The sequence below is a fragment of the Paenibacillus thiaminolyticus genome (assembly GCF_003591545.1).
Taxonomy (GTDB): domain Bacteria; phylum Bacillota; class Bacilli; order Paenibacillales; family Paenibacillaceae; genus Paenibacillus_B; species Paenibacillus_B thiaminolyticus_A.
Genome location: NZ_QYZD01000039.1, coordinates 26372 through 48564 on the forward strand (window position 1 = coordinate 26372; position 22193 = coordinate 48564).

Here is a 22193-nt window from a genome sequence, read left to right on the forward strand (position 1 = left end):
CTCAACAACATTATTCCCTCCGATACATGTATAAAATTACGCCTTCTTATGATAATGATTATCATTATCTATTTTGAGCGTACTGAATATCGTCAGGGATTACAATGGATAAAATCGAAATGGCTTTTTTTCGTTTGTACAAAACGAAAAAGCCGCTCTGCATGAGCGGCTTCCTGCATCTCCTATTCGCTTAATACGAATCCGTCTCATGTCCTGTGCGTTCGGCTTCCTTAACCGCTTCTCCGGTATGCGTCGAGCCAATCGGGCCATGATCGGATGAATTCGGGCTGTTCCGCAATCCTTCCGCAACACGGCGCCCATAGTCCTCATCACATTTCGTGAACAGCTCGATCATTCGCTCCTGAATATGAGTATTGCAGGTCTTCAACGTGTTGACCAGATTCAAGATCAGATCATCGCGTTCGAACTCGTCAAATGCCCGATACGTCTCCCCTGCTTGCTTGAAATCATTTGTCCGGTCGATGCTGGCCCGCATCAGCTTGCCTTCGACATGCGGTGTATACTCCTTATTCGTTTTAGGCGCTTCTTTCAATCCGTTCAACGAAGACGGCTCATAGTTGATATGGGGATTTTGGCCCGGAGCGACATCCACATAATAGGCCATTTGGCCGTCGCGCTGATTGGTAGCCACCCGCTTCTTCGGCGCATTGATCGGAAGCTGCAGGTAGTTCGCGCCAATGCGGTAGCGCTGCGTGTCAGAGTAAGAAAGCGTCCGGCCCTGCAGCATTTTGTCATCCGAGAAATCCATTCCGTCGACGAGCACCCCGGTTCCAAAGGCGGCCTGCTCCACCTCGGCAAAATAGTTCTGCGGATTTTTATTCAACACCATACGCCCGACAGGCAGCCACGGAATTTCATCTTTCGGCCATATTTTCGTATCATCCAATGGGTCGAAATCCAGCTCAGGATGATCATCGTCGCTTAATATTTGCACGAACAGCTCCCACTCCGGATAATCTCCGCGTTCAATCGCCTCATAGAGATCCTGTGTGGCGTGGTTGAAGTTTTTGGCCTGAATCGCCTCGGCTTCGGCCTGCGTCAAATTTTTTATTCCCTGCTTCGGTTCCCAATGATATTTGATGAGAACGGCGTCACCGTCTTTGTTGACCCATTTGTATGTATTGACGCCGGACCCTTGCATTAGACGATAGTTGGCCGGGATTCCCCACGGTGAGTATACGAACGTGACCATGTGGAGCGTCTCCGGCGAATTGCTGCAGAAATCGAAGAAGCGTTCTCCGTCTTGAATGTCCGTTACCGGATCTGGCTTGAAGGCGTGAATCATATCCGGGAATTTGATCGCATCGCGAATAAAAAAGATTTTCAGATTGTTGCCGACGAGATCCCAGTTCCCATCCTCTGTATAAAACTTGACGGCGAAGCCTCGCGGATCGCGAAGCGTCTCCGGGGAATGTCCGCCATGAATGACCGTAGAAAAACGTACAAACACAGGCGTTTTTTTACCCGCCTCTTGAAACAATTTCGCACGCGTATATTTGGAGACTGGCTCCTCGCCGACTTTTCCATAGGCTTCAAAATATCCATGTGCTCCTGCGCCGCGTGCATGCACGACCCGTTCTGGAATGCGCTCGCGATCAAAGTGCGTAATTTTTTCGATGAATTGGTAATTTTCCAGCGTTGCCGGTCCCCGATTCCCTACCGTCCGGATATTCTGGTTATTGCTAACGGGATGTCCTTGGCGTGTCGTCAGCGTGGAAACGTCCTCTCCACCTGCCATGCGCCTATCGAGCGCATCCCCCGAGCCCGTTACGGAAGTGCCATGCTCCTTGGCGTCGCCTTTCCCACCGATGTTCATGCTTTTATTATCCATCTTCCTTCTCCTTCATCGCGCTTAATAAATTGCCGAATTATATTCTATTATTATGAATTTCCACGATGGATTATTCAGCCAGGAGAGAATTAGAGGAAAAAGCTTCCGGGAGCTTGCAATGTGCCGACTCGTTTATGCCGGATAGCGGTAGGCGGTGATATCTTCGCGATGAGGGAGGATAATCAATGGAAGCCGGTTTACGGTCTGTGCTTTTACATAACTCAACAGAACTCGCCTTTTTGGTTACGTGTATACAATAAAAAAAGGGCTCTCGCCCATTTTTCCCGCGATGTAGTCGAGTTGTTGCTGCAAGTCTTGGAAATTCTCGCGAACCTCGCCTTGAAATTGCGACACCTCGCCTTTGAATTGCGTCATCTCGTCTTGAAACTTATACATTTCCATTCGGAAGGCTTCGTTCCTTGCGGATTCCGTCTCCAGCCGGTCCAGGATTCCCACAAGCATTGGTTTGATCTCCTCCAAAAGTAAGCATCTCCTTTCGTGATCAGACTAAATAGAACTTATAATATTCATTATACACTTTTGAATTGTTAATAGCTAATGAATTTTATAGAAAAGTAGAACCTTCGTTCCCATAATAGAAATACATCATGCGAGTAACAATCTTATCTATACCAGTTTGGGTTGAAGTCGATTTCCAATGCCTATCCGACTGCGATTCCAATATCAATAAATCCTCTACCTTTCGCAGTTATGATATTCCCGTCCCTAACGACCAATTGATCCAAGTAGTTGTTCTCATTGAAGCATCCCTGTTTATCCCGTTGCTCCTTCTGAAGACCGACAGTATATCTCCGTTCGCGCAGTATCCCGGCTTTGTCCAACAAGTAGACCGAGCTAGAAATAGAAGCAAATATCGTCTGTTGTCTATCAAGTTCCTTCAAAAAATGAATAATCTCCGTATGCTCAAAAAGCGTGCTGATATCCATACATTCTGGGAGTATGATACAGTCAAGAGTTGAGATTTCTACTTCTGCAATCGTTGTATCCGCAAGACAAGTTAAATCCGACTCTCCTGCAATAGCTTCACTCGTCGTTCCTATTGTAAGAATCGGATGATGCCTATCATAAATTTCGGCTCGCCCACAAACTTTGCGCTACGCCAGAACGAGCCGGATATCATGTTTCCGTCTCCCTCAGCCAATTTCAATGCTTACACCATACAGTTCCTTTTGATACTTGCTGTGTCCATCCGTGCGGCCTGCGTACTGAAAGCCACTCGCTTTGTAATCATCATTGAGCTTCCCATTGTCGCCTACACAATCCAGCTTTATGTATTTCTTAGGTCTGAGCTTCCTTACCCAAACGGATCGCCAGCTGGAAGCGGAATATCGCTAGATTTGGACGGATTTGGTCCGATGATGGGCTTGCGCGGCCGCGTTCGCCTTTCCTAGTTCGCTCGGATTATAGCCATAGGTTTTGCGGAACAGAGCAGCAAAATGGCTTATATTATGGTAGCCGACCATAAGGGCCGCTTCGCTCACATTGCCTTCCCCTTTCTCTAAAATTTTCCGCGCTTCATTCATTCGTAGCGCACGCACATAACCGAATACGGTCGTGCCGAACAATTCCTTGAAGCCGAGCTTGAGCTTGTAATCATTCAAGCCAGCCAATCTAGCTAGCTCAAGCAGGCTAGGAGGCTTCCTCCAGCAATGGGTCAATATTTCTCGCGCTTCGTGAAGACACCGGATATCCTCGGCGTTCAGCTTGGATATCTCTGTTCGGACCCGTTCTTCCTTTTGCGCCCCGTCCAGGTGATGGACCAGCAGTTCATTCGCTTTTCCTTCCAGATACAGCTTCCGGAGGCTTCCGCTATAGGGGCATTGCGTCATCTGTTCAACGATATGAGCAATGTGGGGAGAACCGGCCGTCTGTCTGCAGTAAACGGATCCATCCGTCAGCCGGGCCACATCGGGATGCAGCTCACGGAATTGGCGGATATCCAGCCGAAGCTCCATATGCCATAACCTTTCCTGGGGATACAGCTCCGCATGCACCTTCGAATCCTGGATGAAGATGAAATTGGACACCCCAGGTGCCAAGGCGAAGTCCGAAGCTCGGCCCTCCGTCTTCCAGCAGCCCTGCCCTGACAAGGTATACGTGATCTCCAGGTGAGGATACTGGATTCCGACGTCCATCGTCACCGGTTCGGACAGACTCGCCTCGAACCAATTAATCTCCATTCCACGCCGCAGCATAATCCGCTGCACACGGCCTGTGCCGCCCATAATCGGAACAGTGTACTGATATTGCTCTTGCGGCTCCGTCGACGGAGATATATCGCTTAACTGCTCAAAGACACACTCTAAATTTCGCGTATTCATTTGCAGGTTCAACTACGTTTCCCTCTCTTCCTCGAATCAGAAATAGAAGCTCACCTTATGCTCCAGTTTATTTGATAATGATTCTCATTGTCAAATTTTTCATCCTGTCTATCACAAACAATCGCCCACTACCCGGCCGCAATTGCTGAATAGAAGGCGATTATTTACAATTCATATTCCCGCTACGATGCGTTTGGCCCGGATGGAAGCCTGCCGCAGCACCTCATCTTCGTCGATGGTCATCAATTGCCGATGCCTCATCAGCACCTGCCCATTGACAATCGTCGTGTCGACATCCGCTCCGTTGGTGCTGTAGGCCAGCAGCGATTCAATCTGGTGGATGGGCTGCAGATGCGGCTTGTTCATGTCAATGAGGATCAGGTCGGCACGCTTGCCGGCTTCGAGCGTCCCCACCTCACGGTCAATATTCAATAGCTTGGCGCTGGCGCTCTCCCGGGTAGCCATGCGCAGCGCCTGACCGGCAGGCAGCCTCGTCGGATCGCCGTGATCAAGCTTTTGCAGCCAAGCGGCTGCTTTGATCTCCTCGAACAGGCCGATATTGTACAAATATTGGGCGAGCGTCTCGTTATATTTTTCGCGGATGGACATCACTTCTTCTGTCGTCTCGGCCAGGTGGATATGGATCGGAAGGTTCATCGCCTCAGCTAGCCTTACGATGTGCTTCAGAGGTTCGGGCGGACAAGTATACGGCGCATGGGGAGCAAGCATCGTCGTAATTCTGCCGCCTGCCTTCCCGTTCCAGCGCTCGATAAGCCCAAGCGCTTCCGACAATCGCTGGCCCCCGTCGTCCTGCAGGAATACCATTCCCCGGGACAAAGAGGCACGCATGCCCACTTCATCCACCGCGGCGGCGACTTCATCCATATGAATGTACATATCCGCGAATGCGGTCGTGCCCCTTTGATCATTTCCGCCATCGACAGCTTGGCGCCCCAATAAATATCTTCAGGCGTCATGTTCGCTTCGGCGGGCAGCATTTTGCGTTCAAGCCAATCCATTAGCTTGAGGTCATCCGAGAAGCCCCGCAGCAAGCTCATCGGGGTATGCTGATGTGCATTGATTAGGCCGGGCATGGCGACCATGCCTTCCCCTTCGATCACTTCGTCGGCCTCCACGTCCAGGGAAGGTCCGATTTGTTGAATCGTGTCCCCTGCGATATGGATATCCCCATGATGCGGAGCTTCCCCATCTTTCATCGTCACAATGATCACATTTTTGATTACCCTATTCATCGGCACAGTCCTCCTCCACATCAATGATAATTCGAGGATAGACTATGACGTCACGTTAAGGTCAATGCGAGCGCCGTGATTATTATTCCGGAACGATCACGACTTCGGGTTCGGGAATGAAGCCGAAGTGCCGGTAAATCCCCTCCGTGATGATATCCTTCAAATAAAGGATATCGGACGCCGTCGCATCGTGATGGTTCAAAATCATATTGCCATGATACGGTGAAATCATCGCCCCGCCATGAGCGAACCCTTTTAAATTCAACCTATCGACAAGTGCGCCAATCGAGGCGCCTGCCGCATAGTTATTTTTAAAGAAAGAGCCGCAAGATCGGGAAGTAAAATGCCGGTTCCCCGTCCGGTACTGGTCGATATCCAACAGTTGCCCAGGTATGGCGTGATTACTAAGCTGAAGCCCCTTCACTTCATTGGAAAAGAAAGCATAAAACTGCGACAGCGATGACAGCTTGCCGCTCCGTTCCTTATATCTCTCCAGGATGCCGCCGAGTCCGCTCTGTACCGGTTCTTCAGGCTCGGGAACCCGGATCTCCGCCCCGACGATGATCCATGGCTTGTTTTGAAAGATCGATTGTTTATAGGAGAACTGGCAATCTTCGGCACGGATGACCTGCAGAGACAGCGTCGGGTCGGTTACATCCACGTAATGCACCTTCTCTACCTTATCGCCCATCTGATCATCGTGATACTTCGCATTCATATAAATACCGGAGCCCACGCAGCCCGGCAGCAAGTATGTAAAATGAAATACGGATGTCCCCCAGATCAAGCCTGCGACGGACAGCATCGACAGCGGCAAACCGGAAGAGATAAACCATGTGGACCCGTCAACCTGTCTGATCTCGGCAAAGTTCTTCAATGAAATAAAGACGGTTCCCCGCCGCGGCCGCTCCGGAAATAGAATGTTCGTCCCCATGCCGTACACGAAGTATTCCATCCCGTACGTTTTGCATCCATCCAAAATAGCCATAAGCAGCTCCGCCGTTTCCGGCATTGCAAAATAATCCGCCTTCCCTCCGATTCCATAAGAGGAGTGATCCCCTAACCGCACTTGACGCTTGCACAATGTATGAAAAAGCTGATGGCGATCATTCATCGCTGTGAAAAAACCCCTTTCGAACTAGATGCGTAAGATTCCTTAGTGCAGGTCTTTTCATTATACATTACAAGCATTTATGTTTACGATGTCATCCTGTTTTATTCGGCTTTCCTTATCGGCTGCGTTCCGAAGCGGGACGGCTGAATTTTTCCCCAAGGATCGCAGCCAGCTCCACCATATCGCCTACGGTAACAGCGGAGCCCAATTGAAATTTGAACACCTGATCGGTTACGTGTTGGGGGAACAAACAATCCGGCGATCATCAGCCCAAGGCCGGTCATCTGGGCTGCCCGTTGCGCCGAAGCGGCGAGCCGATCGACAGGAGAGTCCTTCCGGCTATTTCTCCTGTCGAACGGACGCCAAAGAACGGCCTGCACAAAACAGACCGTTCTTCGCTGCAATTATATTTATTTTATTCCGCGTACAATGTGGTTTTCCGCCATTTGAGCCTTCAGTTCGCAAACGTAAACGCCTTATTCTGATGCCAGCTTGTCCAGCTTCGCTTTACGCTCCTGCTCCATTTGCGCTTTTAACTCATCGACGGTGATGCCTTTCTCCGCAGCAAGCTGCTCCAGGTCAAGAGCACCTTGCCCGAATTTGCCTTTGGTGCCGCGCTCCTTCATCTGTTCCTTCAGCTCGTCCACCGTAATGCCTTTTTCTGCGGCCATCTGCTCCAGCTTCGCTTCGCGCTCCTGCTCCATCTGCGCTTTCAGCTCATCGACCGTGATGCCTTTCTCGGCTGCCAACTGTTCAAAATTAATGCCACGTTCTTTATGCAAGGCGAATGGCTTGGCGGTTGCTTCTTGAGTTAAGGTTGTATCGGCCTCCGCTGCAAAAGCGGACCCCATTGCACTGACGGCAAGAATAGCTCCAAAGGCGGTGACTGCAAGCGATTTGTTCATTTTTTTCATTCAATTCCCCTCCAAAATGGTGTTTTGTCTTACAAGAATGAGTTTATATCGTTCACCTGAACTCACCCTGAATGCCAACTTTAAACTGCCTGAAAATACAAAACTCCTATCATTTCTGCGTAGCGGCCATGTCGTTCTTATCGCCTATCTTCACGCTCACCTCCTGTTGTTGGCCATTGCGCGACATCGTAAGCGTCATCTCTCCCCCGGCTGGGGAAGCTTCGATTTTGTCGGTTAACTCCTGCACACTGGAGATGTCCGCTCCGTCGACGGCCGTGATGACATCGTAAGGGCGGATGCCGGCCGCAGAGGCGGGTGATTGCTGCTGCACGTCTGCCACGAGCACTCCGTTGGCGCTGCTCAGCTTCAAGTCTGCGAGCATATCGTCGGTAATATTGAGCGCGCTGATGCCGATGTACGGCAAAGGCTCCTTCGGAATCGATTCGTTATGCTTCAAGCTATCCAATACCGAGGATACCGTGCTTGATGGAATGGCGAAGCCGATTCCCTGCGCATCCGCATTGACGGCCGTGCTGATGCCGATGACTTCGCCGTTCACATTAAGCAAAGGTCCGCCGGAGTTGCCCGGATTAATCGCCGTATCGGTTTGCAGCAAATGCTTATAATATCTTGTCCCCTGCTCATCATCGATCTGGATAGGCCGCTCCTTGGCGCTGAGCACGCCAGCGGTCACCGTGGAATCGAAATCGTATGGATTGCCGATTGCCACGACAGTATCGCCTACATTGCTTGCGTCCGAATTCCCGAGAGCCAGCGCAGCAAATGGCTTATCCCCCTCTATCTTGATCACGGCCAAATCCAGATCATAGCTGCTGCCCAGCAGCTTCGCCTTGAACGGCTCATTATAGCCCTGAACATACACATCGATCTCATCCGCGCCGTCGATAACATGCTCATTCGTCAAAATATACCCTTCCGATGCAAACACAAAACCGGAGCCTGTACCGCTAGGCTGTAAAGCGCCGCTGTCGTTCTGCTGTCCGGAAGCGTCGCTGCCGCTGCCATTGTCAAGCAGCTGCCGGGAGAACGGACTGCCGGACAAGGGATTGCTCCGGTTCGAGCTTGCTTTCGTTTTCGTTTCGATTTTGACGACTGCCGGGCTGGCTTGGCTGACGATACTGGAGAGAGTGCCGGACCCCGCTCCATTGAACGAAGCGGTCTGAATCCCGCTATCGGCGGGTGCCTGGGCCGACATGTTGTAGTCAAGCGGCTCGTCGCCGCCGAATACGTCCATCCGGCCGGCTGCGAACAGGAGTCCCCCGATGGCCAACGATCCGGCCATAAAAGCCGCAAAGATCGGCCGCCATGAGCTTGCGCTCCGCGTAGGATCTTGCCGGCTCGCAGGAGCCATCTCCAACGGAACGATGATATTGCGCGTTTCTTTAATTTCTTCCTTCATCTTATATACCGCCTTTCTATCTGAAGCATGGGTTTATTATGCCGGCCATGGCTGAAGGAAGCTTGTCCGTACGCTGAGCATCCGCTGAAACCTTTATTTGGATCGCTCTGTTTCCCGGTTTCTCAGCTTGTTTTTAGATTTTTTTAAGAGCGGCTTCAGCTTCGTCCGCTATACTGGTTGCAGCAATGTCCGCGTGTGCAAGCGGCTTACAGGCAGGAGGAACCATATGGGACAATTGAAAGGCATCAAAATACTGCTCGTCGACGACGAACCGAACATTCTGCAGTTTCTCGAACTTGGCCTGACCAATGAAGGCTTCGAGGTACAGACCGCGACGGACGGCATAGCAGCCGTGGCGATGGCGAGTGAATTCCAGCCGCACGTCGTCATTCTCGACGTCATGATGCCGGGAATGGACGGCTTCGAGGTATGCCGGATGATCAAGAAATCCGAGAACGCAGCCGTCATCATGCTGACCGCCAAAGATGAAGTGGACGATCGGGTGAAAGGGCTGACGCTCGGGGCGGACGATTATATGATGAAGCCGTTCAGCTTCGAGGAGCTGCTTGCGCGCATTCACGCGCGGATCCGCAATCAGTTCCCTCATTTGTTCGGCGAGGTCGTGGCCGGACCGTTCCGGATCGATGACCGGCGCAAGGAGATCATCTTCGACAGCCGGGTGCTGGAGCTGTCTCCGACCGAATACGAGCTGCTGAAGTTTTTGGTCCTCAACCAAGGTCTTGTACTCAGTAAAGCAATAATATTGGATCGAGTATGGGGCTATGATTTTGGCGGTGAGGAAAATATCGTCGAGGTGTATATCCGGTCATTGCGAGAGAAGCTGAACGACCGCGAGCACCGGCTTATTCGGACGCTGCGCGGGGCCGGATACCGGGTCGATCTGCCATGAAAGCGGCGGAACGGCTCAGGCGCTTCATCCACCCGGGCTCGTTGCGGTTTCAGCTATTATCCCGTTCCCTCCTTATTCTCGCCGCACTGCTTATGCTCATCGGCGTATTTCAATATTTAGTTATGCAGCAATTCGTCTATGAAAATAAGGCAGAAAGCTTGAAAAGCCAAATTTCATCCTTTCCGCGCGAGACCTGGCAGCTGCTGACGGACCGGGATGACGGCGTGTCGGGGCGGCGGCCCATGCTGTTTTTGCCTGCCGATGCGTCGCTCGCCATAATCGATGCGAACGGAGCCATACAGGCCGTATCCATGGGAGATAAGATGGCCGATCCGCCCGAACTGTCCCCGGAAGAATATCAAGCGGCCATGAACAAGAGCAGGAAGGAAGTCAATTATCGGGTCATGAACGACAGCGACGGAGAGGAACAGTTGCTCGTGCTGCAGCCATTAGAATGGAAGGGGCAGATGATCGGACTCATTCAGGTCAATACAAGCACCAAGCCGTTGAAGGAGATGCTGGCCAGTCAGCTTCTGACCTTCCTATCGCTATCTGTTCTGGCGCTGATCGGCGGCATGATCGCTTTCCTTCCCGTATTGAGAAGAACGCTTATCCCGCTGTCCAATATGGTGCATACCGTCGAAAGAATCGATGCGGGAAATTTGGCGGAACGCATTCCATCCCGTCAGGGTCAGCTCGAAATCGATCGGCTCGCGTTATCGTTCAACGGCATGCTGGAAAGGCTGGAATCCTCGTTCGAAGCGGAAAAGGAAGCCAAAGAGCAGATGCGCCGCTTTGTCGCAGACGCCTCCCATGAGCTCCGGACGCCGCTGACATCGATACACGGATTCCTCGAGGTTCTGCTCCGCGGCGCCATGCACCAGCCGGAACAGCTGCGCAAAGCACTCATCTCGATGTACGGGGAATCCGAGCGGATCAATAAGCTGGTGCAGGATCTTCTTCTGCTCGCGAAGCTGGACCGGGCTCCGGTCATGGAGCTCGCAGACGGCGACTTGAATCGCGTGCTTCGGGAGCTGGAGCCGCAGCTTCGTCTGCTTGCCGGACAGCGTCATGTGACGCTCGCTCTGACGGAAGAAGCGAAGGGCAAGTATGATCCGGACAAAATGAAGCAGGTCGTCCTGAATTTATTCCATAACGCCGTTCAGCATACGGATCAGGTAAAAGGAGATATTCTGATTTTGACCGAAACCGTGCCCGGCGGCGTGGAACTGACTGTGCGGGATAATGGGACGGGGATCGGGAAGAGGCATCTTCCCCATTTGTTCGACCGCTTCTACCGCAGCGAGTCTTCCCGCACCCGCAAATATGGCGGCGCCGGGCTTGGCTTATCGATTACGAAATCGATTGTGGACGCGCACGGAGGATCGATCCGCGTCAGCAGCGCGGAAGGTCAGGGCAGCTCGTTTATCGTTACGCTGCCGGCAGCAGTTCCTCCTTTACACGGATACGTGGAGGGACATAGATAATGCAAAAGGCTCCGTTCGCTACAGGTAGCGGGACAGAGCCTTTTCCATTTATATTTTATTTAAGCTTACGCAGCCGTAATCGGTATAGGCGGCTAAATAATCGGTCGTGATGACTTGATTCCCGCTGCATTGGATGCTCCATATTTTGCCGCTGCTGCGATCCGCCAGCATTCGCTTCATCGGGGGCTCCTCCATTCTAGGCTCTTACATATTCGTACCAGATTTCTTCTTCCTCATCGGTCATGGATCCGGTCATCGTGGAAAAGTCGATTTTCCGGTCAAAACGATCCTTCAACAGCGCAAACTGCGGAAAAGAGGCCGTGATTTTCTTCAGCGAGGCCGACCGGGCGATCTCCTCCAGCTTGCCGATATCCGGGCAACCGTTTAGCTCCAGGGACTGCAGATGCTCCAGATCGGCCAAGATCGAAATATCCTTCACGGCCGAATTGGTCATCTTCACGGTCCGAAGCTTGCGGCAATTCCGTAAAAACTCCAGATTCGGCAAAGAAACCTCTTCCAGTTGGATCACCCGCAAATTCACGAGCTGTCCCAGGACAGCCAGATCGTCCTCGACAACGGAACCAAGCCCGGACAGCGTCAGCTCCACAAGCTGCTCCAGCTCCGCTAGACCCCAAAGCTGCTCGCCATCCGGACGGCTGACCTCCAAGGCGCGCAGACTATGAACAGCCTTGAGCGGCGACCAATCACGAATTGCCGTCTGCTGCACATCCAGCCCTCTTAATTTGGGCAGCCCACTAAGAGGAGATAAATCCGTAACTTCCGTGCCCGCCAGGAACAATTCCTGCAAATGCATCAATCCCTGCAGCGGGCGAAGATCCGATACCGGATTTTTCCCCAGATACAGCCTCTTCAGCTGCGTACAATGACTCACCGCTTCAATCGAGCGGATCTCGTTCACGCTCAGCACCAATTCCCGCACATCGGTACAGCGGGCCAGGGGGGCAATATCCGTCAGCCCCTCCTGTATGAAGCGAAGCTGCTTCGCACGCACACAAGCTTCCGGAGATCCGCACGCCGCCACCACCCTCGCCTTCCACTTGTCATCCAGCCCGCCGAACCATGCCAGCGGGTCCGGGGCATTCGAATCGAGCCGAAGCGGCTCGAGCACAGGCAGATCCAGAGACTGGATCGCATCGAGAAAATGGACTTGGCTGTCCCGGCCATAGCTCCAGAAACGATAGTCTTCTTCTTCATGGACGGTATAATTCCTCTCCCTGGCCGTATCGCGGATAAATTGCAGGAGATGAGTCAGACGATGGGCAATGACATATTTGACTTCTTCATCGCGGCCGAAGTTGATCACCTGGCCCTTCCTTCCCTGCTCATCGGGATCGAGGTCGATGCCAAGGTGATTGCCGCCCCAATCCTTGCTAATCGGCAGCCAGCAGCAGTGAATATACCGTTCCTTAATCCAGGCAGCAGGCACGGAATAATGCTCCCCTTCCCATGCATACTCCTCCTCCAGCTCCGCCCATATTCGCCATTCCGTCAACATGCCGTCCAAGGACAGGAACGGAAGGCCGAAAAACAGCCCGGGACCATCTTCGCTTTCTCCATTATGGATCAGATAAAGCTCCCGCAGCTCGGCCGGTAAGGCAAATCCCAGTTCCTCCTCCGCCTGGCGCAGCTCTATCTCCGTGGCGGGCGGGTTGAGTGATGCGGCCAATTCCGGCAGATCTCCCCGAAGCAGTTTTGGGATTTCGTTCAGCAGCTCTTTCAATCTCATGCTTCCTCCTTAACGGCCAGATCTTTGATCAGATATAGAAGCAGCTCATCATCGACGACGGCCGATTGGCCGGGAACGACCGGAACGTTCTTAGATGTGGCTCCATTCCCGTCCATGACGTAACCGCGTGTCGTATACATGATCTGGGCAGGGCCATAGTCTCGATAAAGTCCGACTCCAAGCCCGATACATCTGTATGTCTTGGCGGCTATGGCCTCCAACTCATCAAATAATGCACTGGCAACCTTCCTTCTTCTGAACCGAGGGAATACATTCAAATCATTGATTTCCGGGATTTGATTCTCTGAAAAATACGGGTAGCTTGAGTGATGCAGCAAATGGCAGTATCCGGCCAAGTCAGAATCAACATAAGCCAACAGCGTAATTCGCTTGCCCTGGCGATTCTCGTCCAGACATTGGAGAAAATAGTCCCCTGACGTATACCAAGGAAAAGATAAATCGCAATCGTGGTCGAGCAATGCGGCTTCATCCACCGTTGATAGTTGTTGTATTGTGATATTGTCTGCCATCCTAGCTCCCACTCTCCTTCATCCATGCCAGTTATGCTTCTGTACCGCGATGGCCCCCAGACATGCGGAACCGTTATGTAAGGTCCTTCTTATAGTAATAGTGCTTGCATCCAATTGGCGCATTCTCGAAAATGGCGACTACCTCGTAGCCATATTTTTTGTAGAATTCGGGAGCTTGAAAACTGAATGTATTCAGTTTAATGAACGTGCAGTTTTTTGCTCGCGCGATTTGCTCGGCTTCTTCCAATAATCGATTTCCCAACCCTTGTCCGCGGTGATTATCATCCACCCATAAAATATCAACTTCCATCCAATTCCATAGCACGGTGCTGTTCAGACCGGCAACAATCTCTCCGTTATCATCCTTCAAGCATAAATTAACTACTTCGAGGTGGGCGTTGGGCACGCATTTGGCATTGAACTCAATCAATTTGTGCAGGACATGCTTGGATTCTTCAGGTGTGCTGTGAAAAAGCTTAGGTTTGTTTGTCATATTTCTCCTCCTGTAATGCCTTTATATGAAATAGAACATGTTCCATTTCTCGCATTCCTTGCCGTTTCGCGCTTTCCTTGTAACTCTCTGCGCACGTCGCTACTATACCACATCTTGGGTGATTTTCGTAATTCAAAAATTCATGCTCTTCATGCTCTATGATCATACTTACAGCCCATCCAATCCTCTCCCCGATTCCCCATCCATGTTCAAAAAATTGATGTTTTTTTGCCAAAGATGAGCGGCGCTTTTACCCAAGCCAAATGGTATGATTAAAGAATTTTGCGGGACCTTACTACAGCAGGCAGGAGATGATATTGATGTGGATGCCTGATCGCCGCAACAGCCAGCCTCTCTATCAACAGATAGCGGATGACATCGAACGGAGAATCGCATACGGCGAGTTCCCGCCAGGCAGTCTGCTGCCTTCCGAACGCAAATTAGCCGCGCACCTGGGAGTGAATCGCAGCACCGTGATTCTGGCTTACGCGGAGCTTCGCGCCCTCGGAATCATCGAGAGCCGTTCGGGAAGCGGAACCCGGGTAAGCAAATATAAATGGGGAGCGACACCGAAGCATACCCCGAACTGGCACCGGTATGTCGAAGGCGGAAGCTTCCTGCCGAACGTCGCTTTTTTGAGCCAATATCGGGGCATTCAGACGACAGAATCATCCATTCTCATCACATCCGGCTCCCAGCAATCGTTATGTTTAATCACCCAGTGTCTGCTGGCTCCCGGGGATGCGGTTGCGATCGAAGATCCTTCGTATTGCTACTCGCTGCCCATGTTCCAATCGGCTGGTCTGCGCTTGTTCCGGCTTCCCGTCGACCAGCATGGAATCCGGCCTGAGAATGTACGCGCGCTCTACAAAAAACATCGAATCAAGATGGTCTTCCTTAATCCGAATTATCAGAATCCGACAGGCGCCGTACTCGATGCCGAACGGCGGGCGGAACTGCTCCATGTGACGAGCGAGCTGGGGCTGCCGATTGTCGAGGATGATCCGTTCAGCCTGACGGCCTATGACGGCAAACCGCCGCTACCGCTCAAGTCCATAGATTCGCTCGGTTCGGTACTCTATATTGGCTCATTCTCCAAAATCGCCGCCTCCGGGCTGCGTGTCGGTTGGATGGTCGCGCCGCATTCCGTGGTCGATCGGCTGGCCGATGCCAGACAGCAGATGGACTTCGGGCTTAGCCTCGTTCCGCAAAAGGTCGCTGCCCAGGAGCAAGGCCGTGACCCCAAGCCACCCGAGCAAGGCGCGGAGCTTGCCCCGGTGCATGGCCAGTACGGCGAGGCCGCTCGTATAGCTGCTCGTCAGCAAAATGATCGTGCTGGCGATAATGCCGCCGAGCTGGAACAGATCCTCCGGGCCCGGCCCGCCGTTCCGGTTCGGTTGAAGAACAATATAGGCAGCGAACAGCGTGCCGAAAATGATGACATCGGTCATCAGGTAGATCCAGAATCCGAATGTGCGCATCTCTTCCATATCCGGATGATCATGATGATCCGAATGCGGCACGGGATGGGCGGCATGTACGGAATCGTTGATGTGAGCCATTCTTGTATTACCCCCTTAGCGCAGCTTCTGTGCGTGTAATCTCCTCTACCGGGATATAATAGTCGGTATTGTAATTGAAGGAATGAACCAGCATGCATACCGCCACGCCAGCCAGACCGACCACCGTCATCCAGACCCAATCGAATACGAACCCGAATCCGGCCGTAAACCAGAAGATCGACATCACAAAAGGAATGCCCGAATTGCACGGCATATGGATCGGTTCCAGCTTCGGCGGTACTGGAGATTGTTCCCCGCGCGCCCGCCGCTGCTTCTCCTCCCACCATTCATCCTGGGAAGACACATGCGGCAGCATGGCGAAATTATAATGCGGCGCCGGCGAAGGAATCGACCATTCCAAGGTGCGTCCGTTCCATGGATCCCGCGTTGTATCTTTGGGCGAATACTTCACGCTGTACACGATCTGCCAGACCTGGAGCAAGAAGGCGATTCCCATCAACACGGCTCCGATCGTGGATACGAGATTCATCTCCCACCATCCTTTGTCCCATCCGTACGTCACAAGCCGGCGCGTCATCCCCATTAACCCGAGCACATATTGCGGCATGAAGCAGACGTAAAATCCGATATTCCAGAACCAGAACGCCCACTTCCCGATCCGCTCGTTGAGCGTGAAGCCGAACAGCTTAGGCCACCAATAATACAAGCCGGCGAAATAACCGAACACGATGCCGCCGATGATCGTATTATGGAAATGCGCAATCAGGAAGTAGCTGTTGTGGAATTGAAAGTCCGCCGGCGCAACCGACAGAAGCACCCCGGTCATCCCGCCGATGATAAAGCAGATGATAAAGCCGATCGTCCACAGCATGGGCGTCTCGAAGGTGATTTTTCCCCGGAACATCGTGAACAGCCAGTTGAACACTTTGACGCCGGTCGGGATCGCGATCAGCATCGTCGTGAGCGCAAAAAAGGCGTTGACATCCGCTCCGGAGCCCATCGTAAAGAAATGATGCGCCCAGACGAGAAATGATAAAATACTGATGATCATCATGGCATACACCATCGATTTATAACCGAACAGCTTTTTCTTCGCAAAAGTCGATACAATCTCCGAAAAAATGCGCCCCCAAATAGCGGTCCAAAAACAGCAGCGCCAACGTTGCCGTCAAGATAGGGAACGAGAAAATGATCGCGATGCAGCTCGATAACACCGACCACGGGAAAAACGGCATTTTCATCAGCTTCATACCGGGAGCGCGCATCTTCAGAATCGTCACGATAAAGTTGATGCCGGTCATCAGGCTGCCGATCCCCGAGATCTGGATCCCCCATATGTAGAAATCCTGGCCGACGCCCGGATTAAACATTCGCTCCGAATAAGGCGGATAGGCGAGCCATCCCGCATCAGGCGATCCCCCGATGACAAAGGACAGGTTAAACAGCATCGCGCCCCAGAAGAAGAGCCAGAAGCTCAGGGCATTCAAAAACGGAAAAGCGACATCGCGTGCGCCAATCTGCAGCGGTACCACCACGTTGAACAGGCCGAACATGAACGGCATCGCCATAAATAGAATCATTATGACGCCATGGGTCGTAAAGATCTGATTATAATGATCCGGCGTCAAAAAGCTCAGCTCCGGCATCGCCAGCTGCGCCCGCATCAGGAGCGCGTCCACTCCGCCGCGGAACAGCATCAGAAAAGCGGAGAGAATGTACATGATGCCGATTTTTTTATGATCGACTGTCGTCAGCCATTCGCGCCACAGCCATCCCCATTTTTTAAAATACGTCAGCCCAAATACAATCGCGATTATGGTCAGAACGATGGTGACATCGGCACCGTATATTAACGGATCGCCCGTCACAAAAAATTCCGATGCAAAGCTTTTTACCTTCTCCCACATGGAGCACTCTCCCCTTCCCTTTCGATTCGAACCCCGTTATTCTTGGATCTTGATGTTCTGAATGTCCTCCCAGGACAAGCCATGGTTGTGCGAGGAAGCATACTTCGTGACCGTCATGTAGAACAGGCCTTCCGGGAACGAGGAAAAGGTCTTCACGTCCGACGCGGCTGGCTCCGCCAACTGCTTGTAGCCTTCCAATGTGAGCGCAGGCGACGTGGCCTTGACCTCGCTCACCCATTGATCAAATTCCTCTAGGGAAGTGGCCTCCACGTCAAAGTGCATCTTCGCAAAATCTTTGCCGGTGAAGTTGGCGCCAGAGCCCCAATATTGGCCACGCTCATCCGCCTGTAAATAAAGCGTCATCGCCATCCCGGACATCGCGTACATCTGACGCCGAGCTGCGGAATCCAGAAGGAATTCATCGGGGAATCGGCCGTAATCTCGAATCGGATGGGCACGTCCTCCGGGATCTTGATGCTATTGACTGTGGCGATGCCTTGCTCCGGATATTGGAACAACCATTTCCAGTCCAGCGAGGTCGCCTGGATGGTCAGCGTCTTGCGGTCCGATGCGAGGGGCTTGGACGGCTCCAGGGCATACGTGCTCTGTACGGTAATAATGCCTAACACGGCAATCACCACGATCGGAATCCCCCACCAGATGAGCTCCAGCTTGGTGTTGTGCTCCCACTCCGGCGCATACTTCGCTGTCCTGCCCTCCTTGTCCCGGTAACGCCACACAATGATCGCCGTAAGGATCAGAACCGGCACGATAACGATGGATGCCAATACGGTGGAGATCACCATGAGATCCCGCTGTTGTTCGGCAATCGGCCCTTTCGGATTGATCACGATCATATGCTCGGTGCATCCGGTCGTCAGCAAGAGCAGCGGCGCAAGCATGGATAGGAACGCAAGCCAGCGGAAGGCTTTGGATCTCTTCATTTTTTCATCTCCTGTCGAATGGTGTGATTAATGTCAGGCCCTACTTTAAAAGGGAACGGTACAGGTGTCACCATCCACTCGCGTAATGAAAAAACCGACCATGTTCAATAAACTGAAACATTTGCTTTCCCTCTTAACCTGCATGCTTGCCGGTTTTCTTCACCTTTTTTCGATTTTTGTTCACAATCTCTAAAAAAACAGAGGCGGCATGCCGATATAGATAGTACAAGGAACATCACCGTTTCTTGGAACTCAGTTCTTGGAGGGATTTATATGACAGTTTTCATAGCAGTACTCGGATTCCTAGGCGCTGTACTTCCCCCGCTGATTGATTTGCTGAAGCACTTCATCGTCTAGTATGGATATTCGCTCCACACACACGCCCATGTATCGAGGCCGGATCGCCTTGGTTCATGGGCTTTCCTTGTGCTATCAACTTCTGGGGAAATGAGCCGTCAATCCCCTACAATAGGCAAAGACGCCTCCACCCCCGCTATGCTAGCGAGTTTGAAGGCGTCTGTGTGAATTGATGCGGATGGCAACCCTGCCTTATTACATTCGATGCTTCCAGGAGCGGAGTGGTAGCCGATCCAATTGATAATCCAGGCCAGCATTTTCCATCGAGGTCCCCCTCCCCTCGGGGGGAGGTTCGTATAAATGAGTTTACACAAAATCCTTTGACAGACCCCGTTTTACTTTGCAATTTATAAGCTACTTTTTCGAAAACCTCGCTTATACAAAATGATGGACAGACCTGTGCAAATTTTTTATAACAGGTTTAATCATTTTTTCCTCTCCTTTTAGAACTACTCAAGTTGAACATGATAGTTTGTAAGTTGTCTCCCTGATGAATCAAATGTTGTTTCAAAATTCGCTTCATTGGCGCCTTTTCCAGTTTTGTATTGAATCCTCACACGTTTTGTTCCGTCTTTACTTACAAATTCAAAACCATTATTTATCATTTTTCCAGGTTGATTTCCTACGAATTTCTTTGCGGCTTCTTGAACTGTGGTAAACGGTACTTTCGTACCTGAGAATCCATCAATCTTTTTTTTCGTGCCAAATCAGATAACTCCGAAGCAGTTGGGATTCCAGACCCACTACCCATCCCCTTACTCTCAGGCGGCTTCCCATTGGGCTTACTTGGTTTCTGCGGGGAAGGCTTTTTCGGCGTTGGAATATTTGACCCTTCGCTTTTAAACATTTGATAAAGCTCATTGAGGGTTTCACCAGTATTTGATAAACCTTGATACGTTACTCCTGCTCCATGTCCTGCTAAAGCAGTGGATTGTGCCATAAAACCTACGCCTATAGATACTCCTACTCCCGTAGCCGTTACCGTAACACCAGCGGCTCCCTCCGCCGCAGCCCCCCATTTCTAATAGTCCGGCTACTGTTGTGATGGGGTGTCCGATCAATTCACCTGATTTGGGCGCCTTCGGATGACTTGAGGCATATTCCTTTCTTATGATTCCATACGTATAATCTTCTACAACTTGTTTGTTGCAACGCAAGGATGCTTAGTTTTGCAGCAATAGTTTATGCAGCAAAATTAACTGGTTTTATATAGAGAAATGGGCATGATAGGCTTGCTGGCCTCAGACTAATAATGCCTTGAATTGCAGCGTAAAAATGCTCGAATGCAAAAAAGCACTTGTCAGCCCGTTTGCTGAGAACTTGACGAAGGAACAACACTATATCCGATTTTTACGCGAAGCAGAAGGGTGCTCGATCCGTGACATCGCCAGACAGATGGGCATTCACTTGAGAACCGCGAAGAAGTACGCAGATCAGCCCAACTGGAACGAATCGATTGGAGAAGAAAGAGTAAAAGTCCAGCTATGGGGCCATATATGGAGATCGTGGACAAATGGCTGGAGGAAGATCGCCTACTTTCCCGGAAACAGAGCATACCGGCATACGGATCTACCAGTGGCTGAGAGATGAACACCGGTTTACAGGCGGACAACGACCCCTATTTTTCAAGCCAACTATTTCATTCGAACTTATCCCATGCTGTGTATACGATTACGTCAATTTTGGCTCTGCGAAAGTTGAGTTAAATAATCATCTAAAATAATCATCTAAGTCATCTCCATCTAATGAAAATAAACATTGATAAACACCTAATTCTTCACCCTCATATTCAACATCCATATCTACACTACCGAACACTTCCGAAAATTCATCTGGTTCTTCCTGTTTATAATTTTCCATGTAGTTCCAAAACCCCTTTTTAGTACATTCAATTATACTATGTATAGATACCCAGTTCTCAAATTCCTCAGTATTCACTTGTTCATCTCCTTTATGTTAATGTAACCCTTTTCTCAATAGGTCAAAAACAGAACATACTCTTGAAATTATAGTACCTGGCAATAACTCAATTCACATTCAAACGAAACTAAATAGCCAGTCGCCGAGTGATTTTCGACGACTGGCTACAGAATGTGTTTTGATCCCTGTCTACAAATCTTATATTATTCGGGCAAAGTATACATCACATCAAAAGGATTCTTGCCTTCAAAAAACCGAGTATACAATTTTGTCATATCTGCTGCACCTAGGTTGTTCTTGTCACTGCGTATTAAACGCCCTAGTTCTACTAATATATTTGCTTCTTTTGGACTGACAATTTTTCTATCTAACATATATTTTGTGCTTTCTGGTGTTACCCACGCCCAATCATTTACCGCTACTTCAGTAGATGGATATCCAAATGAAAATGAACTGATATGTGCATACCTTGAACACAAAGGATGAACAATTAACAAAAATGTTGAGATTACCCCGGAGCGGTAACTTAACCTTTGGAGCGTTTCAACTTCATTAGCGAATGATTCCAGGTGACTAGGTAAATCTCCCCAATCCCTTTTGGCCATTAACACTAAGATTTCAATTGCCACTTCTTTATTTGGAGATTCCGCCAATTTAGTAAAAATTTCATTCATAGTATTGCCAGAAATTGAAAATGCACCAAAACATCTGACTGCCTCTGGAACAATCACTTCCCCTAACGAAACCAATCTTATATACTCGTCTAACAGTTTAGTATCGTTGCTAACATAATGTGGAGACTCGACAATAGTTTCAATTATTTGGGCCTTTATACTGTTATCCTCAACCAAGGGAATCATGCTACTAAGAAAAGTAATACTATCGCCTTCTAGTGCATTTATAGCAGAGCTATTTTTCAATAAATTTAGCGTTTCTACCAAAGTACTATCATAATCTTCTTCTAAACAAAAGTCATATATCGTTGAGATGATTTTTTTGTCCATATGTCTCCTCCAAGTATTCTATTTCATTGCTAATTAATGATTCTGAATGACTTTCCATTCGATACCACCTTTTGTCTCTCTAAAAAGAAGCCTCATTATATTCGATGCTCCATTTTTATCCATAAGATCGAGACTAATCCACCCATCATCACGTAAATGCATCCTATATTTATCTTGAGATAATCTTTGGGCTGCAGATTGATCTCCATTCTTTCGAGCTACAAGATCATTTAGATGTTGATTGGCTAATTGCTTCTCTTCTTTGGTCAGATGTCTTCCCTTCAGGTTCTTGTCTCTTAACCTTATATCTCTCGGAACTAGTTCATTAAGAGAAGCTCTTGGATTTCCAATATTAGCATGCTTAATTTTCAACAACTGCTCAGGTGAAGGGTTACCCGTCCCACTTGGCTGCGAAGGAGATTTTTTCGGCGTTGGACTATTTGACCCTCCGCTTTTAAACATTTGATAAAGCTCAT

Annotated in this window: 17 protein-coding genes and 4 pseudogenes; 3 read left to right on the forward strand and 18 right to left on the reverse strand. The window is 50.3% G+C overall.

Features of this window, described 5'->3' with window-relative positions; genetic code table 11:
- Positions 1 to 190: 190 nt before the first annotated feature.
- The 8 genes and pseudogenes from DQX05_RS26120 to DQX05_RS26155 all read right to left on the reverse strand — a co-directional run bounded on the left by DQX05_RS26120 (position 191) and on the right by DQX05_RS26155 (position 8895).
- Entirely contained in the window at positions 191 to 1852 is a 1662-nt protein-coding gene (locus DQX05_RS26120) for a catalase (RefSeq protein WP_310735701.1), read from the reverse strand.
- A gap of 243 nt (positions 1853 to 2095) precedes the next feature.
- Positions 2096 to 2314 carry a hypothetical protein gene (locus DQX05_RS26125; RefSeq protein ID WP_119796243.1) on the reverse strand — a complete coding sequence of 73 codons (219 nt, stop codon included), beginning with the start codon at positions 2312 to 2314 and terminating at the stop codon, positions 2096 to 2098.
- Positions 2315 to 2514: 200 nt separating this feature from the next.
- Positions 2515 to 2943, reverse strand: a complete 429-nt coding sequence (locus DQX05_RS33325) for a DJ-1/PfpI family protein (RefSeq protein WP_119796244.1) — start codon at positions 2941 to 2943, stop codon at positions 2515 to 2517.
- 261 nt (positions 2944 to 3204) lie between these two features.
- Positions 3205 to 4206 (reverse strand): helix-turn-helix transcriptional regulator, encoded by a 1002-nt coding sequence (locus DQX05_RS26135; RefSeq protein ID WP_119796245.1) that lies wholly within the window; start codon positions 4204 to 4206, stop codon positions 3205 to 3207.
- A gap of 159 nt (positions 4207 to 4365) precedes the next feature.
- Positions 4366 to 5447 (reverse strand): annotated as a pseudogene (locus DQX05_RS26140) (amidohydrolase).
- A gap of 82 nt (positions 5448 to 5529) precedes the next feature.
- Positions 5530 to 6561, reverse strand: coding sequence for a UDP-N-acetylmuramate dehydrogenase (locus DQX05_RS26145; RefSeq protein ID WP_119796246.1), 1032 nt, complete (start codon positions 6559 to 6561; stop codon positions 5530 to 5532).
- 476 nt (positions 6562 to 7037) lie between these two features.
- Positions 7038 to 7475, reverse strand: a complete 438-nt coding sequence (locus DQX05_RS26150) for a hypothetical protein (protein WP_119796247.1) — start codon at positions 7473 to 7475, stop codon at positions 7038 to 7040.
- Between the two features lie 109 nt (positions 7476 to 7584).
- Positions 7585 to 8895 (reverse strand): S1C family serine protease, encoded by a 1311-nt coding sequence (locus tag DQX05_RS26155; protein ID WP_119796248.1) that lies wholly within the window; start codon positions 8893 to 8895, stop codon positions 7585 to 7587.
- Between the two features lie 226 nt (positions 8896 to 9121).
- Here DQX05_RS26155 and DQX05_RS26160 point away from each other — a divergent pair, with 226 nt between their 5' ends.
- Entirely contained in the window at positions 9122 to 9805 is a 684-nt protein-coding gene (locus tag DQX05_RS26160; protein WP_119796249.1) for a response regulator transcription factor, read from the forward strand.
- On the forward strand, positions 9802 to 11292 hold the full coding sequence (locus DQX05_RS26165) for a sensor histidine kinase (RefSeq protein ID WP_119796250.1): 1491 nt from the start codon (positions 9802 to 9804) through the stop codon (positions 11290 to 11292). The genes DQX05_RS26160 and DQX05_RS26165 overlap by 4 nt, the downstream gene beginning before the upstream one ends.
- A gap of 48 nt (positions 11293 to 11340) precedes the next feature.
- On the opposite strand, the gene DQX05_RS32575 is transcribed toward DQX05_RS26165, so the two are convergent.
- The 4 genes from DQX05_RS32575 to DQX05_RS26180 all read right to left on the reverse strand — a co-directional run bounded on the left by DQX05_RS32575 (position 11341) and on the right by DQX05_RS26180 (position 14062).
- Positions 11341 to 11472, reverse strand: a complete 132-nt coding sequence (locus DQX05_RS32575; RefSeq protein WP_259392239.1) for a hypothetical protein — start codon at positions 11470 to 11472, stop codon at positions 11341 to 11343.
- 16 nt (positions 11473 to 11488) lie between these two features.
- Positions 11489 to 13039: a leucine-rich repeat domain-containing protein gene (locus DQX05_RS26170; protein ID WP_259392240.1), complete on the reverse strand. Its 1551-nt coding sequence runs from the start codon at positions 13037 to 13039 to the stop codon at positions 11489 to 11491.
- Positions 13036 to 13569 carry a GNAT family N-acetyltransferase gene (locus tag DQX05_RS26175; RefSeq protein WP_119796251.1) on the reverse strand — a complete coding sequence of 178 codons (534 nt, stop codon included), beginning with the start codon at positions 13567 to 13569 and terminating at the stop codon, positions 13036 to 13038. Before DQX05_RS26175 ends, DQX05_RS26170 begins: the two co-directional genes overlap by 4 nt.
- A gap of 73 nt (positions 13570 to 13642) precedes the next feature.
- Complete coding sequence (locus DQX05_RS26180) at positions 13643 to 14062, reverse strand: GNAT family N-acetyltransferase (RefSeq protein ID WP_119796252.1); 420 nt, start codon at positions 14060 to 14062, stop codon at positions 13643 to 13645.
- A gap of 320 nt (positions 14063 to 14382) precedes the next feature.
- Here DQX05_RS26180 and DQX05_RS26190 point away from each other — a divergent pair, with 320 nt between their 5' ends.
- Positions 14383 to 15663 carry an aminotransferase-like domain-containing protein gene (locus DQX05_RS26190; protein WP_259392241.1) on the forward strand — a complete coding sequence of 427 codons (1281 nt, stop codon included), beginning with the start codon at positions 14383 to 14385 and terminating at the stop codon, positions 15661 to 15663.
- Here DQX05_RS26190 and DQX05_RS26200 read toward each other — a convergent pair.
- The 6 genes and pseudogenes from DQX05_RS26200 to DQX05_RS26225 form a co-directional block, all read right to left on the reverse strand.
- Positions 15632 to 17492, reverse strand: a pseudogene (locus DQX05_RS26200) (cbb3-type cytochrome c oxidase subunit I). The gene DQX05_RS26190 and the pseudogene DQX05_RS26200 sit on opposite strands and share 32 nt — an antisense overlap.
- A gap of 36 nt (positions 17493 to 17528) precedes the next feature.
- Positions 17529 to 18436, reverse strand: a pseudogene (cyoA, locus tag DQX05_RS26205) (ubiquinol oxidase subunit II).
- A gap of 979 nt (positions 18437 to 19415) precedes the next feature.
- Positions 19416 to 19733: a hypothetical protein gene (locus DQX05_RS30400; RefSeq protein WP_147385231.1), complete on the reverse strand. Its 318-nt coding sequence runs from the start codon at positions 19731 to 19733 to the stop codon at positions 19416 to 19418.
- Positions 19734 to 20503: 770 nt separating this feature from the next.
- A complete protein-coding gene (locus DQX05_RS26215; RefSeq protein WP_119796255.1) occupies positions 20504 to 20731 on the reverse strand; it encodes a hypothetical protein in 228 nt (75 codons plus the stop codon).
- A 185-nt stretch (positions 20732 to 20916) separates the two neighbouring features.
- Positions 20917 to 21717, reverse strand: coding sequence for a hypothetical protein (locus DQX05_RS26220; protein WP_119796256.1), 801 nt, complete (start codon positions 21715 to 21717; stop codon positions 20917 to 20919).
- A gap of 33 nt (positions 21718 to 21750) precedes the next feature.
- Positions 21751 to 22193: pseudogene (locus DQX05_RS26225) on the reverse strand (hypothetical protein); the annotation flags it as partial.